This window comes from Chryseobacterium barbadense, assembly GCF_042849955.1.
Taxonomy (GTDB): Bacteria; Bacteroidota; Bacteroidia; order Flavobacteriales; family Weeksellaceae; genus Chryseobacterium.
In genome coordinates, this window is the sequence record NZ_BAAFHL010000008.1 from 38,925 (window position 1) to 53,848 (window position 14,924).

Annotated in this window: 13 protein-coding genes; all 13 read left to right on the top strand. The window is 37.3% G+C overall.

Annotated features, from left to right (window positions below):
* Nucleotides 1–5: 5 nt before the first annotated feature.
* The 13 genes from ACGHIN_RS05830 (at nucleotide 6) to ACGHIN_RS05890 (ending at nucleotide 14,826) form a co-directional block, all read left to right on the top strand.
* A complete protein-coding gene (locus ACGHIN_RS05830; protein WP_390451695.1) occupies nucleotides 6–1,466 on the top strand; it encodes a UDP-N-acetylmuramoyl-L-alanyl-D-glutamate--2,6-diaminopimelate ligase in 1,461 nt (486 codons plus the stop codon).
* Between the two features lie 79 nt (nucleotides 1,467–1,545).
* Nucleotides 1,546–2,787, top strand: coding sequence for a phospho-N-acetylmuramoyl-pentapeptide-transferase (gene mraY / locus ACGHIN_RS05835; protein ID WP_390451697.1), 1,242 nt, complete (start codon nucleotides 1,546–1,548; stop codon nucleotides 2,785–2,787).
* Between the two features lie 91 nt (nucleotides 2,788–2,878).
* Complete coding sequence (gene murD, locus ACGHIN_RS05840; protein ID WP_390451699.1) at nucleotides 2,879–4,204, top strand: UDP-N-acetylmuramoyl-L-alanine--D-glutamate ligase; 1,326 nt, start codon at nucleotides 2,879–2,881, stop codon at nucleotides 4,202–4,204.
* Between the two features lie 85 nt (nucleotides 4,205–4,289).
* Nucleotides 4,290–5,528 (top strand): FtsW/RodA/SpoVE family cell cycle protein, encoded by a 1,239-nt coding sequence (locus ACGHIN_RS05845; RefSeq protein WP_390451701.1) that lies wholly within the window; start codon nucleotides 4,290–4,292, stop codon nucleotides 5,526–5,528.
* Nucleotides 5,529–5,543: 15 nt separating this feature from the next.
* Nucleotides 5,544–6,641 carry an undecaprenyldiphospho-muramoylpentapeptide beta-N-acetylglucosaminyltransferase gene (gene murG, locus ACGHIN_RS05850; RefSeq protein WP_390451703.1) on the top strand — a complete coding sequence of 366 codons (1,098 nt, stop codon included), beginning with the start codon at nucleotides 5,544–5,546 and terminating at the stop codon, nucleotides 6,639–6,641.
* Nucleotides 6,642–6,659: 18 nt separating this feature from the next.
* Nucleotides 6,660–7,136, top strand: a complete 477-nt coding sequence (locus tag ACGHIN_RS05855) for a hypothetical protein (RefSeq protein ID WP_390451705.1) — start codon at nucleotides 6,660–6,662, stop codon at nucleotides 7,134–7,136.
* 6 nt (nucleotides 7,137–7,142) lie between these two features.
* Nucleotides 7,143–8,501 carry a UDP-N-acetylmuramate--L-alanine ligase gene (gene murC / locus ACGHIN_RS05860; protein WP_390451707.1) on the top strand — a complete coding sequence of 453 codons (1,359 nt, stop codon included), beginning with the start codon at nucleotides 7,143–7,145 and terminating at the stop codon, nucleotides 8,499–8,501.
* Between the two features lie 82 nt (nucleotides 8,502–8,583).
* Nucleotides 8,584–8,961: a GxxExxY protein gene (locus ACGHIN_RS05865; protein WP_390451709.1), complete on the top strand. Its 378-nt coding sequence runs from the start codon at nucleotides 8,584–8,586 to the stop codon at nucleotides 8,959–8,961.
* A gap of 92 nt (nucleotides 8,962–9,053) precedes the next feature.
* The gene (locus ACGHIN_RS05870) at nucleotides 9,054–10,043 is read left to right on the top strand and encodes a cell division protein FtsQ/DivIB (protein WP_390451710.1); all 990 of its coding nucleotides are present in this window, start codon (nucleotides 9,054–9,056) and stop codon (nucleotides 10,041–10,043) included.
* Nucleotides 10,044–10,062: 19 nt separating this feature from the next.
* Nucleotides 10,063–11,439: a cell division protein FtsA gene (gene ftsA / locus ACGHIN_RS05875; protein ID WP_390451712.1), complete on the top strand. Its 1,377-nt coding sequence runs from the start codon at nucleotides 10,063–10,065 to the stop codon at nucleotides 11,437–11,439.
* A gap of 86 nt (nucleotides 11,440–11,525) precedes the next feature.
* Nucleotides 11,526–13,442 carry a cell division protein FtsZ gene (ftsZ, locus tag ACGHIN_RS05880; protein WP_390451714.1) on the top strand — a complete coding sequence of 639 codons (1,917 nt, stop codon included), beginning with the start codon at nucleotides 11,526–11,528 and terminating at the stop codon, nucleotides 13,440–13,442.
* Between the two features lie 111 nt (nucleotides 13,443–13,553).
* Entirely contained in the window at nucleotides 13,554–14,000 is a 447-nt protein-coding gene (locus tag ACGHIN_RS05885; protein WP_390451716.1) for a GatB/YqeY domain-containing protein, read from the top strand.
* Between the two features lie 415 nt (nucleotides 14,001–14,415).
* Nucleotides 14,416–14,826 carry a BrxA/BrxB family bacilliredoxin gene (locus ACGHIN_RS05890; RefSeq protein WP_390451718.1) on the top strand — a complete coding sequence of 137 codons (411 nt, stop codon included), beginning with the start codon at nucleotides 14,416–14,418 and terminating at the stop codon, nucleotides 14,824–14,826.
* Nucleotides 14,827–14,924: the final 98 nt, after the last annotated feature.

Here is a 14,924-nt window from a genome sequence, read left to right on the forward strand (position 1 = left end):
CAGCAATGCAATTAATTGAATTATTAAATAGAATCCCAACGTTAGAAATCCACGGTGACAACACCCGCTCGGTTTCCGAATTGGTATTCGACAGCAGAAAGGTTACGGAAAACTCTCTTTACATTGCGATGAGAGGAACAGTGGTGGATGGACATTCATTTATTGCATCATCTATTGAAAAAGGAGCTAAAGCAATTGTTTGTGAAGAACTTCCTGAAAATTTAGAGGAAAATATTACTTATGTGAAAGTAAAAGATTCATCTAAAGCTTTGGGACAACTGGCTTCCAATTTTTATGGAAACCCTTCTGAACAGTTAAAACTGATCGGAGTTACGGGAACCAATGGAAAAACTTCAGTTTCAACCCTGTTATTTGATGTTTTCAAGAACTTAGGATATAATTCAGCGTTACTTTCCACCGTAGAAATAAGAATTGGTGATGAAATAATTCCTGCAACTCATACGACTCCGGATGTTATTACCATCAATAAGATTTTAGCAAAGGCTGTTTATGAAGGCTGCGAATATGCTTTCATGGAAGTAAGTTCTCATGGGATTGCTCAAAACAGGATCGAAGGATTACACTTCAAAGTGGCCGGATTTACCAATCTTACCCACGATCATTTGGATTATCATAAAACATTCGATGAGTATCTGAAAACAAAGAAGAGATTCTTCGATGGGCTTGATGAAACCGCTGTAGCGATTACCAATGTCGATGATAAGAACGGAACTATTATGCTTCAGAATACAAAAGCAAAGAAAGTTTCTTACGCTTTGAAGACAATGGCCGATTATCATGGAAGACTTCTGGAAGTTGATTTCAACGGAATGCTGTTGAACTTCAACGGAAAAGAATTCTGGACAACATTGACAGGTAAATTCAATGTCTACAATTTATTATTGGTATTTGGAATTGCAACTGAATTAGGTTTTGAACAGGACGAAATCCTTCAGGCGATCAGCAAATTAAAAAGAGTTTCCGGAAGATTTGAAACCTTCAAATCCGATGGCGGAATTTTCTTCATTGTAGATTACGCCCATACTCCGGATGCTTTGGAAAACATTCTGGACAGCATTAATGATATCAGAACCAAAAACGAAAGACTGATCACGGTTTTCGGATGTGGAGGCGACAGAGATCACTCCAAAAGACCTGAAATGGGAAATATTGCCACGAAAAAATCAACATTGGCAATCATCACCTCAGACAACCCGAGAACAGAAGATCCGGCACAGATTATAAAAGAAATTGAAGCAGGTGTTGAACCTCAAAACTTCAGCAAATACACTTCAATTCCAGATAGAAAAGAAGCCATAAAAATGGCGATCAAGTTTGCAGAACCGAAAGATATTGTTTTAGTAGCCGGAAAAGGCCACGAAAACTATCAGGAGATTAATGGCGTAAAACACCATTTTGATGACAAAGAAGTAATTAATGAGCTTTGGAAATTAATGAGCAAGTAAATTATAATCATAATTGGTTAATGATAAACGATACATCATTCATCAATTATCATTGATCATTTATTAAGAAATAGAAATTATGTTATACTACTTATACGAATATCTAACAAGTCAGGGAATTCATATTCCGGGAATGGGAATGTTGAAATACATCTCCTTCCGTGCAGGAATGGCCGTTCTTTTGTCTTTAACCATAGCTCTTGTATACGGTAAAAGAATCATCAATTACCTTAGAACAAAACAAATGGGCGAATTAGTCCGTGATCTTGGATTGGCAGGACAAAAGCAAAAAGAAGGAACACCAACAATGGGTGGTCTTATCATTATTTTAGCTACGATTATCCCTGTTTTGCTATTTACCAGAATTACCAATGTTTATATTGTCCTCTTATTAGTTTCTGTCATCTGGATGGGAGCCATCGGTTTCCTGGACGATTATTTGAAGAAAATCAAGAAAAATAAAGACGGGTTAAGCGGAAAATTCAAAATTGTAGGACAGGTTGGATTGGGACTGATTGTCGGAGTTACCATGTATTTCCACCCGGATATTACGGTTAAAAGAAAATATGCGGACGCAAAAGTAGTGAACAGAAATAATGTAGAGCAGAACTTTATGCCAACAGAAAAAATCACCGTTTCTACCGTTCCTTTTGCTAAAAATAATGAGTTTGATTATAGTGGAATGCTATTTTGGATGAACGATAAAGATGCTCATGAATGGGCATGGATTGTTTTCATTCCTATTGTTATCTTCATTGTAACCGCCGTTTCCAACGGAGCCAATATTACCGACGGAATTGATGGTCTTGCAGCAGGAACAAGTACAGTCATTCTCCTCGCTTTGGCGTTTTTCGCCTACGTTTCAGGGAACATCATTTTTGCAGATTACCTCAACATCATGTTCCTCCCGAATATGGGGGAAACCACCATTTTTGTGGTCGCCATGGTAGGAGCGGTAATCGGGTTTTTCTGGTACAATACCTATCCTGCACAGGTTTTCATGGGAGATACGGGAAGTTTGATGTTAGGAGGAGTAATTGCCGTATTAGCAATCATTTTGAGAAAAGAATTGATGATTCCTGTTCTGTGCGGAATCTTTTTAATAGAAAACATATCTGTAATGCTTCAGGTAGCGGTTTTCAAATACAGAAAGAAAAAATACGGGCTGGAATATGCCCAAAACAATAGATTGTTTAAAATGTCACCATTACATCACCATTATCAGAAAGAAGGATTTCACGAAAGTAAAATCGTAAACCGTATGATCATCATCGGTGTAATGTTGGCGATTGTATGTCTGATCACATTGAAAATGAGATAAAATTGTAAAAAGTAAAGATGTATTAACGTATTAATGATTTATAAAATACATGAATACATGGGACATCAATACATAAATACAAAAAAGTAATATGAAAATAGTTGTTTTAGGAGGTGGAGAAAGTGGTTGCGGAGCTGCGTATCTGGCAAAAAAGAAAGGTATGGAAGTATTTCTTTCAGACAAAGGAACCATTAAAGATAACTATAAGCAGTTTCTGGTAGACAATGAGATTGAATTTGAAGAAGAAAACCACGATGAGGAAAGGATTTTAAATGCAGACTGGATCGTAAAAAGCCCGGGAATTCCGAAAAAAGCAGATATCATTTATAAAATTCATCAGAAAGGAATCAGGCTTTCTTCTGAAATTGAATTTGCTTCGGAGTTTACCAATGCTAAAATTATTGCCATCACAGGAAGCAACGGAAAAACAACAACTACATCCTTAATCTACTACATCCTGAAAAACGACGGATTGAATGTAGGTTTGGGAGGAAACATAGGATACAGCTTTGCTAAGCAGGTCGCCGATGAAAACCATGAATATTATGTATTGGAAGTAAGTTCTTTCCAATTGGATGATATTCAGAATTTCAGACCTTATATTTCTTTACTGTTGAACTTGTCGCAGGACCACCTGGATCAGTACAATTACAACTACGAAGAATATGCACTGGCAAAGTTCAGAATAGCTGAGAACCAGGAGAATGACAACTTCTTCATCTACAACAAAGATGATGAAATGAGCAAAACCATTCTTGAAAAATTGGAAATAAAAGCCAAAATGATCCCTTTCTCAACCAAAGAAATGGTGTCTGAGGGAGCATTTATTGATGATGATAAGATTGTGGTAAAACTGAAAGATGAATTCTCAATGAAAATTGATGAGTTATCATTATTAGGAAATCATAATGTTGCCAACAGTTTAGCAGCATCTATTGCAGGTAAAATATTGGAAATCAACAATGAAAGCATAAGGAACTCATTAATGACTTTCCAGGCGGTAGAACACAGACTGGAATTTGTAACTGAAATTGATGGGGTAAAATACATCAACGACAGCAAAGCAACCAACGTAAACGCAACCTATTATGCCTTAGAAAGCATGAAAACCCCGACCGTATGGATCGTAGGAGGGCAGGACAAAGGAAACGATTACTCAGAAATTGAAAACCTGGTTAAAAGAAAAGTAAAAGCTATTGTTTGTTTAGGTATTGATAACCAAAAGATTATAGACTTTTTTAAAGATAAAAAAGAATTTATTTATGACACTTCCAGTATGGAAGAAGCCGTAAGAATATCAAAATCTATTGCCAAAAACGGAGACACCGTTTTATTATCTCCATGTTGTGCAAGTTTTGATTTATTCAAAAATTATCAGGACAGAGGCAACCAGTTTAAAGAACAGGTATTAAAATAAAATGTAAAAAGTAGAAGTGTATCAACGTATCAATGATCTTGTTATCATAAATACATTATACATCAATACATGAATACAACAAAATATGGACGAACAGAACACAGAAAGCAGATTTGAATTTCTAAAGGGCGATAAAGTACTTTGGATGGTCATCCTTGTGATCTCCATCTTCTCTATCTTCCCTGTATATTCTGCAAGTTCGAATCTGGAATATATTGTCAATAACGGGACCACAACCGGTCACGTTATCAAGCATATGTTCTTTGTGCTTCTTGGTTTAGGAATTATGAGACTGGTAGGAACCGTGAAATATGAGTATATCGGAAAGCTCAGCAGCATTCTGCTTGGTTTGATGATATTACTTCTGGTAGTCACCATGTTTACGGGACAGACGATTGACGGTGCCAGTGCATCCAGATGGTTAAAGATCCCGGGAACACCGATTTCTTTCCAACCTTCATCATTTGCATTCCTGATGCTGGTTATTTACCTCTGTAGATACTTAACCAAGAAAATCACCAGGGAAAGGCTTCCGATTGAGAACATCATGTACATCTTCGGTCCTATCCTGCTCGTTTTTGTATTGGTGGCCAAAGACAACGGTTCTACGGCCCTAATGATTTTGATGGTTTCCGTAGTGGTTTTAGTGATCGGGCAGCTTCACTGGAAATATATTGCAGGATTTATTTCCGCCTCATTTATAGCGATCGTTCTGTTCTTGATTATTGCTTTAAATACAAACCTGATCGGTGGAAACCGTGTTCATACATGGATGAGCCGTATAGAAACATTTACCTCAAGCAAGGCAAAAACAGCAGATACTGATGACGAAAGTGTAAAAGCCAAAAATTACCAGGTAATGCAAGCCAAAGCAGCCATCGTTCATGGTGGAATTACAGGAATGGGCCCCGGAAAAAGTGCTTTAAAGCAAATGTTGCCACAATCCGCCTCCGACTTTATTTTTGCCATTATTGTGGAAGAATATGGATTAATTGGAGCCGCATTTCTGATCAGTTTATATCTGATCATGATGATCAGGATCGTGATGATAGCCAGTAAAATGCCCGCATTTTTCGGGTCACTGCTTGTTCTCAGTCTCGGTGTGATGATCTTTATACAGCTTTCGGTAAACATTGCCGTTGCCGTAAACCTGATCCCGGTAACCGGGCAGCCGTTGCCATTAATAAGTTATGGAGGAACGTCCATGTTGGTAACGTATATACAGTTAGGAATTATTCTGAACATAAGTTCAAGAATCCAGATATATGATGAAGAAGGAATGGGCAAAAAGCAAAGTGTTGCAGAAATAAATGATATCGCTTAAACACAAGAACGTCAGATGAGCAAAAAGTTGAAAGTATTACTATCCGGCGGAGGAACAGGAGGACATATCTTCCCGGCCATCGCCATTGCAGACGAAATCAGAAAAAGATTTCCTGATACCGAATTTTTGTTCATTGGTGCCAACGGAAAAATGGAAATGGAAAAAGTTCCGCAGGCAGGCTATAAGATCGAAGGAATTGACATTGCGGGAATCGACAGAGGAAATCTTCTGTCAAACTTAGGACTGCCTTTCAAGATTTTGAAAAGCTTATCCAGATCCAAAAAGATCATTAAAGAATTTGCTCCCGATCTTGCCATAGGAACAGGAGGTTTTGCAAGCGGCCCTGCATTGTATTCAGCAAGCAAGCTTGGTATTCCGATTTTTATTCAGGAACAGAATGCCCACGCAGGAGTTACCAATAAAATTCTGAGTAAAAAGGCAAGAGCTGTGTTTACCGCCTATCCAAAAGTAGAAGGCTTTCCTAATGAAAAGATTAAGTTTCTCGGAAACCCGATTAGAGAAAATATTGTTTCGGGAATGACGGAAACAACAGATGCTAAAGAAAAAATGGGGCTTAATAAAGACAGACTTACCATTCTTTCTGTAGGAGGATCTCTAGGATCAAGAACGTTGAATAATGCCTGGAAAGCACATTTAAATGACATTATCGGTAAAAATTACCAGTTGATCTGGCAAACAGGAAAACTGGATTATCAGGATATTATTGAAGAAACAAAAGAGATCGACAACAGGAATATACAGGTTCTTGAATTCATTAAAGAAATGGAACTTGCCTATTCTGCAGCAGATGTCATAGTTTCAAGAGCGGGAGCCATTGCTATTTCAGAGTTGGCCGTTGCACAGAAACCGGTTGTACTGGTTCCTTTCCCGTTTGCAGCAGAAGATCATCAGACTAAAAATGCCATGAATCTGGTAGAAAAACATGCGGCAAAAATGGTAAAGGACTCTGAAGTACAGAATAAATTCTGGGATACTCTGGAAGAAATCTGTGAAAATGAAAACATAAGAAAAGACATGTCTAAAAATCTGCTCTATTTTGCCAAACCCAATGCGGCAAAGGAGATTGTAGACGAAATTTTGGACAAAATATAAACTAATAACGCATTGAATATGAAAACAAAATTTTTAATCCTGCTTATGATTGGCTTTTTTGCCAATCTATGGACTGCACAAACTCTTGTGAAGCCCGCGGATTTTAAGCTTTCCGGTGTAACTTCTTATCTTAAGGGTAAAGGATATACCATTGTGGAAGAGAACCCGGAATATCTTGAGGTGACAACAAAAAACAATGCTGATGTATTTCTAGATGTTGATGCTAAAAACCAGGTGATCTACTACTCCTCCAATATTCTTGTCAATACCTCTGCAAGTAAAGATAAAATCAGAGAGTATATAGAAATGGTTAATAACAAGATGCCTATGTTTAACGTAGTATATGTGGAGGAAAAACAGAAAGCCATGTTTCAATATACTTTTTGGATAAAATACGGATTCACCTATGAATCATTAGAAGATTCCCTTTCCGAATTCGGCTTATACGTAGGCGATGCACTGGATTTGGATAAAGAACAGAAAATATTACAATAGTAGAAAATGAAAATTTTAGAAACATATCAAACATTTTACTTCGTTGGAATCGGAGGGATCGGAATGAGTGCTTTGGCACGCTACTTCAATGCATCCGGTAAAAAAGTGTTAGGTTATGATAAGACCCACACCAAACTCACTCAGGAACTGATGAATGAGGGTATTGATATTGTTTTTGAAGATCTTACAGACGAAAGAATAACTTCCCTTCAAAAAGAAAATACATTGGTAATCTATACTCCGGCTATTAAAGTGCTGGGAATTTTAGATTACTTCAATGAAAACCAATTTGAAGTTTTAAAACGGGCTAAAGTTTTAGGTTTAATTACTGAAAACACAGATTGTATTGCGGTGGCAGGAACACATGGTAAAACAACCACTTCTACCCTTGTTTCTCACTTGTGTAAAGAGGCCAATCTTCCGTTTTCATGTTTTTTAGGCGGTATTTCCGAAAACTTTAAATCGAACTTTTTATATAACGGTTCAACCTATTCTGTAGTGGAAGCAGATGAGTACGACAGAAGTTTCTTAAACCTTTCCCCGGATTGGGCAGTAGTAACTTCCACCGATGCAGACCATTTGGATATTTATGGAGATAAAAACCATATTGAAGAAGGATTCAGACAGTTTGCCTCATTAGTTCCGGACAGTAAACAATTGTTTATCCGAAAAGGAATTGAGATCGGCAGAGATCACAGAACTTATGCGGTGAATGAAAAAGCCGATTATTATTCAGACAACCTTCGGATGGATTATGATAAGATCTACTTTGACTTTCATACGCCAACCGAAACTATTAAAGATTTTGTCTGGGAAATTCCGGGAATCCACAACGTGGAAAATGCCACAGTTGCATTGGCCATTCTTCACAACTTAGGAGTAGACTTTGAAACATTAAAAAAAGCAATTGCCAATTTCAAAGGAATTAAAAGAAGATATACGAAGCATATTTATAAAAGCGGTAAAATATATATTGATGACTATGCACATCACCCTACCGAAATCAATGCCGTGATGGGTTCCATCAGAACTTTTTACCCGGATAAGAAACTTTTGGTGGCATTCCAGCCGCATTTATTCAGCAGAACCAGAGATTTTGCAGACGGTTTTGCGGAAAGCTTGAGCAAAGCAGATGAGCTGATATTGCTTGATATTTATCCGGCAAGAGAGCTTCAGGAAAACTTTGAAGGAATTACGTCAAGCTGGTTACTGGAAAAAGTGACATTAGATAAAAAAGAAGTATCAACATTATCTGATGCTTTTGAAAAAATAAAAGAAAAAGATTTTGACATTCTTCTTACCGTAGGAGCCGGAAATATAGACACCCTATATGATCCTATTTGTAAATGGATGGAGATAAGCTAAGTTTAACGCCACGCTCGCGAAAGACAAAAATTGATCGATCGCAAAGGCGTTTCACTCAGCAAAAAAACACAAACACAAAAAGATGGGTGAAAATGAAATTTCCAGCATCGTATTTGACGTGGGAATTAAAGTACATCGTACGCTTGGGATAGGGCTTTACGAAAATGTATATGAAGAATGCTTGCTTTATGAATTAAAGAAAAAAGGATTAGAAGTAGAAAGACAAAAAGACATTTCTATTAGCTATGAAGATTTAAAGATTGATAAAGCATTCAGGATAGATTTATTAATAGAGAATAAAGTAATTATAGAAATAAAAGCTGTGCAGGAAATTAATGATTATCATTTCTTCCAACTTTTAAATTACTTAAGAATAACAGATAAGAAGTTGGGAATGATTTTAAATTTTCATTCAACTTTATTTAAAAATGGAATAAGAAGAGTAGTAAACAAATTATAAAATCAAGCCTTAGCTGAGTGAAACGCCCTTGCGAACAAAAAAAGAGAATTAAATAAAGCTTTTGCGAGCATTGCGCTAAAACAAGGAAAAAAATGAAAAATAAATACAGAATATTAAAAATTGCTATCACAGTAATCATCCTGGGATTTCTGCTGAGCTTCTCGTTAAAGAGATTCAGTGGCCAGAAGATTACGGATAATAAGATTTCTGTAAAAATGAATGAGAAAACTCCGGTGTATTTCATTGATGAAAAGGACATTAAGGAAATTGTAAAAAAAGAAAATCCGTCCGGAAAAGTAGGTGATCTTAATATTCCCGTGCTGGAAAAGAAGATCAATGCTCTTCCTGCTGTTGACAGTGCCAATGTGTATTTGAATTTAAACGGAAAGCTCAATCTTGATATCAGGCAGAGAGTTCCTGTTTTCAGATTGAATAAAAACGGAAAAGACTTCTATGTGGATGGAAAAGGCGTGGAATTCCCGATTTCAAAAACCTATTCGCATCCATGCATGTTGGTCACCGGTGATGTGAAACCTGCTGAGTATGAAAAACTGGCTGAATTGGTTGAAAAGATCGATAAAGACGATTTCAGCAAAAAATATTTCATCGGGATCTCAAAAGATAAAGATGATTACAATCTTCTTACGAGTGAAGGAAACTACAAAGTAGAGATCGGAGATTTAGACCATATTGAATTTAAAGTAAAAGGCTTTAAGGAATTTGTAGAAAAATATCTTGTGTTCCAGGATCCTCAGAAATACAGCATGGTCTCTGTGAAATACCAGAACCAGATTGTCACCACTTTAAATCCATATTTTAAAGAAAACGACAGTATTTTAAAGGCTGGGCATAAAGAATTAGCGGCAACAGCTTCGGTTCCGGCAACGGTTAAAAAAACAGAAGTCAAACCCAAAACGGCAGAAATAAAGAAAACAGCTGCACCTAAGAAAACAAGCAGCTCATCATCATCAAAGCCAAAAGAAAGTACCAAACCCAAAACGGCTGCCAAGCCAAAAGAAACAAAAAAAACAAGTGATAAAAAACCGGCAGCAAAGCCGAAAGCAAAAATTAAAATAGAATAAAAAATCAAATCGTTATACAATGGAAAATCAAGAGTATTCAGTAGGTCTGGACATCGGGACAACAAAGATTGTCGCGATTGTCGGAAGGAGGAATGCACACGGGAAGATAGAAATTCTCGGTGTTGGGAAGGCCAAAAGTCTTGGGGTTCACAAAGGTATTGTGAATAATATTTCGCAGACCATTAATTCAATCAAAGCTGCTGTGGCTGAAGCACAGTCAAGCGCTGGAGTTCCTATCCGTAAAGTTACGGTAGGTATTGCAGGAAAACATATCCGTTCACTGCAACACTCCGATTATATTATGCGTGAAAACCCGGATAAATTTATTACAGATGATGACATCGAAGCATTAAAAGACCAGGTAAAAAAGCTGGTAATGCTTCCCGGAGAAGAAATTATTCATGTTCTTCCTCAGGAATATAAGGTAGACTCCGAAGGAGAAATCCAAGAGCCTATCGGGATGCATGGAAAACGTTTAGAGGCCAACTTCCACGTAGTTGTTGGGCAAATGGGCAGCATTCGAAACATCGCAAGATGTGTAAGAGAAGCCGGATTGGAAATGGAAGCTCTTACCTTAGAACCTCTAGCATCTTCTGAAGCTGTTCTTACAAAGGAAGAAAAAGAAGCCGGAGTTGCTATCGTAGACATTGGTGGCGGAACTACAGATATTGCTATTTTTAAAGACAATATCATCCGTCATACCTGTGTAATCCCTTACGGAGGAGGAATTATTACCGAAGATATCAAAGAAGGCTGTTCAATTATCGAAAAACATGCAGAACAACTGAAAGTAAAGTTCGGTTCCGCAGTTCCTGAACTGGAAAAAGACAGTACATTTGTTACCATTCCGGGGCTTCACGGAAGACCGGATAAAGAAATTTCCCTTAAAACTTTAGCACAGATCATCAATGCAAGAGTAGAAGAAATTCTGGAAATGGTCAATACAGAATTAAAAGCTTACGGTGCTTTCGAACAAAAGAAAAAGCTGATCGCAGGAATTGTTCTGACTGGTGGTGGGTCTAACCTTAAGCACCTTCGTCAGCTTGCTAATTATACCACAGGTTTCGACAGCAGAATCGGTTTTGCCAACGAATATGTTGCCAACGATAAAAACCAGTATCTGAAAGGCCCTGAATTTGCAACTTCTATCGGGTTACTGATGGAAAGTTTAAAGATCAGAGACAAAAAGCAGACAGTGGAAGTTGAAGAGCCGGTTCAGGAAAAACCTCAGCCTGAAGCTGTAGCAACCGTTGAAACCAATTCAGTGACTCAACAAGCCCCAGTTCAGGAACAGGAAATAGTGAGCGAACAGCACGAAAGTAAAAAAGCGGCAAGATTAACATTCGGACAGTCGCTAATGGAAAAAGTTAAAAAATTCTTTGAAGAAGTAGAGTAAATTATAAATGATGAATGATAAGCGATACACGATCTTTTCCTTATCAATTATCATAAATCAATTATTAATTATAAAAAAATATAATTATGGAAAATATAGGAACACAAGGTTTTTCATTTGATTTGCCAAAAGGAAATTCATCCATCATAAAAGTAATTGGTGTTGGTGGTGGTGGTAACAACGCCCTAAAGCACATGTACGAAAAAGGAATTCACGGGGTTGACTTCGTTATCTGTAATACGGATGCTCAAACCTTAGACAATAACCCCGTTTCAAATAAAGTTCAATTAGGAACCTCTATTACGGAAGGTCTTGGTGCAGGAGCTGATCCGGAAGTAGGAGAAAAATCTGCGATTGAAAGCATCGAAGAGATCAAAGCAGCGATGGGACAAAACACCAAAATGGTTTTCATTACGGCCGGAATGGGCGGTGGAACCGGAACCGGTGCCGCTCCTGTTATCGCTAAAGTAGCGAAAGATATGGGAATCCTTACGGTAGGAATTGTTACCGTTCCTTTCAGCTTTGAAGGAAAAAGAAGATTGGAGCAGGCCGAAAACGGTCTTGAAAAACTAAGAAACAATGTCGATTCATTAATCGTTATCAATAATGATAAACTAAGACAGCAATTCGGAAACCTTGGATTCAAGCAGGGATTCTCCAAGGCCGATGAAGTATTAACCAATGCCGCAAAAGGAATGGCAGAAGTTATTACCGGTTATTTTGACGTAAACATTGACTTTAGAGATGCTAAATCTGTACTTCAGAATTCAGGCACTGCTTTGATGTCTACAGGAACGGCTTCAGGTGAAAATAAAGCGGAAGAAGCAGTTAAAAAAGCATTGGATTCCCCATTGTTGAATGACAATAAGATTACCGGTGCTAAAAATGTACTATTGCTGATCAGAAGTGGTGCGGAAGAAGTTACCATGGATGAGATCGGTATCATCATGGATCATATCCAGAAAGAAGCAGGAAACACTGCTGATATCATTTTCGGGGTTGGAGCTGATGATGAATTAGGAGATGCAGTAAGCGTACTGGTTATTGCTACAGGTTTCTCCAATGATAACCAAAAATTTTCAGGCCCTACTGAGAAAATCAGAATCGGTTTGAATGATGCTTTGGAAACTCCAAAAGCTTCCCCTTTCAAAACAAGAGAAGAAAGAGAAGTTACTTCTGAGCCAACTCATGATTTCGGAGGGAAAAATCTTTTTAGATTGGATGACGAAGAGCAGGAAACGCCACAATTCAAGGTGACGTCTACGGAAAAAAAAATGATTGTTGAGGAAGAAGAGGTTACCACAGAAATCAAATTCTTTGATAGAGAGGAAGATACGCTAGACAATCCTGTACAAAGCTGGAGAAACGAAGAGGAGCCTCAACAGGAAGCCTTCAATCTTTTCTCTTTTGATGAAGAAGGAGAAGATTCTACAGATCTTGAAATTCAATCATTCTCATTTGAGACGGAAGAGAAAAAAGAAGAGCCTAAAACGGATACTTTCTCCAACTCATATGAAGAAGAGAAACCTGTTGAATTCAGCTTTTTTGTAAATGAGCCTATCAATGAGCCAAAAGCTGATTTCGGACAGCCTAAGGCAGAGTTTACCACTCCTGCTCCCGTTGTTGAAGAGCCGGTTCAGAGAACAGAGACCTTCTTTCAACAACCGGTAAAAGAAGAACCTAAAGTGGAAGAAAAGTCTGTTTTTGAAAACAGAACAGAAATTGAAGCTCCAAAACCAACTGAAAGTGAATTCACGTTTGTGAATAAAACAGTTGACCAGGATAAGGTAATGGAAAGAAGAAATAAATTAAAAGAATTTAATTCCCGTTACCAGAGCTTTGATACCGTGAATGAATTTGAATCTGTTCCTGCTTTCAAAAGAAAAAATATCTCTATTGACGGAACCAACGCTTCAGATCAAAGCATTAATACATACTTATCTGAAAACAATGGTTCTATGCAGATCAGAGAAAACAGGTTTTTAAATAAAGATGTTGACTAGAATTAATCGTATTAATGTATTCATGTAAAATGTATTAATGATCTTAGTACTTATTTTACATATTTAATCGTTACTACATTAATACGTTTTACATAAATACAAATTGAATAAATGAGTTTAGAAAATATCATCAACGAAGCTATAAAAACAGCCATGAAAGAGAAAGACAAAGTTGCTTTAGATTCTCTTCGTGCTGTGAAATCTCAAATTTTACTGCTGAAAACTGAAGCAAAAGGAGCAGAAGTTTCGGCTGAACAGGAAATTGCTATTTTACAGAGGATGATCAAACAGCGTAAGGATTCTTACGAGCAGTTTACCGCACAGGGAAGACAGGATCTTGCAGATGTGGAAGAGGCTCAGATGAAAGTGATAGAGCAGTTCCTACCCAAACAGCTTACTCCGCAGGAACTGGAGCTTGAAATCAGAAAAATCATCGGAGAGACCGCATCGGATTCTCTGAAAGATCTGGGAAAAGTAATGGGAGTTGCTTCCAAAACATTAGCAGGAAAGTCGGACGGAAAAAGCATTTCCGAAATGGCTAAAAAGCTGCTATCATAATTGAGTTGCGAGTTCCGTGATTCGGGTTTACTATGTCAACCCATATCCCGCCAACTCGTATCTCGAACCACAACCAAGGATATTCAACCTTTGCATATCGATTTGATTAAAGAAGCCCGAAACTAATAGTTCCGGGCTTCATTTTTGTGTACAGAGATTTCAAAAATGGATTCTCTTTTAAAATTGAGGGAAACTCGAATAGTTTTTTCCGTGGTTATTTGTTTTTAGAATCATTTCAAATTTAACACTTTTTTTCAATTATTCATAACTTTATGTTAATTTTTTTTAATTATGTCTATAATATTGATATTCAAGTCTCTTTTTTATTCTATTTCTAAAATAAACCTGATAGTTTTTATAAATTGAAGAAAAGTAAATAATTGATTAACTTTGTCAAGATTAAAAAAAGCAAAAAATGTATCCAACAGATTTAGTAATGCCGATGAAGGCTGAACTTACAGATAAAGGCTTCGAAGATTTAACTACACCTGCACAGGTAGAAGAAGCATTAAAACAAACAGGAACTACTCTACTTGTAATCAACTCTGTATGCGGATGTGCTGCAGGAGCTGCAAGACCGGGAGTTGTATATTCTTTGACAGGAGATAAAAAACCTGATCATTTAACCACTGTTTTTGCAGGATATGATACAGAAGCGGTGGCAGAAGCCAGAAAGCATTTGGCTCCATTCCCTCCAAGCTCACCTTGTGTAGCTCTTTTCAAAGACGGAGAGTTGGTTCACATGCTGGAAAGACATCATATTGAAGGAAATCCCGCAGGAGCAATTGCTGCCAACCTTCAGGCTGCTTATGACGAATATTGCTAAAAATAATAGCATTCAACTATAAACCGTTACAAATTGTAGCGGTTTTTTTATTTAATCGATTGTAAAATTTTCTCTAAAAAGTCAAATATCATTATATT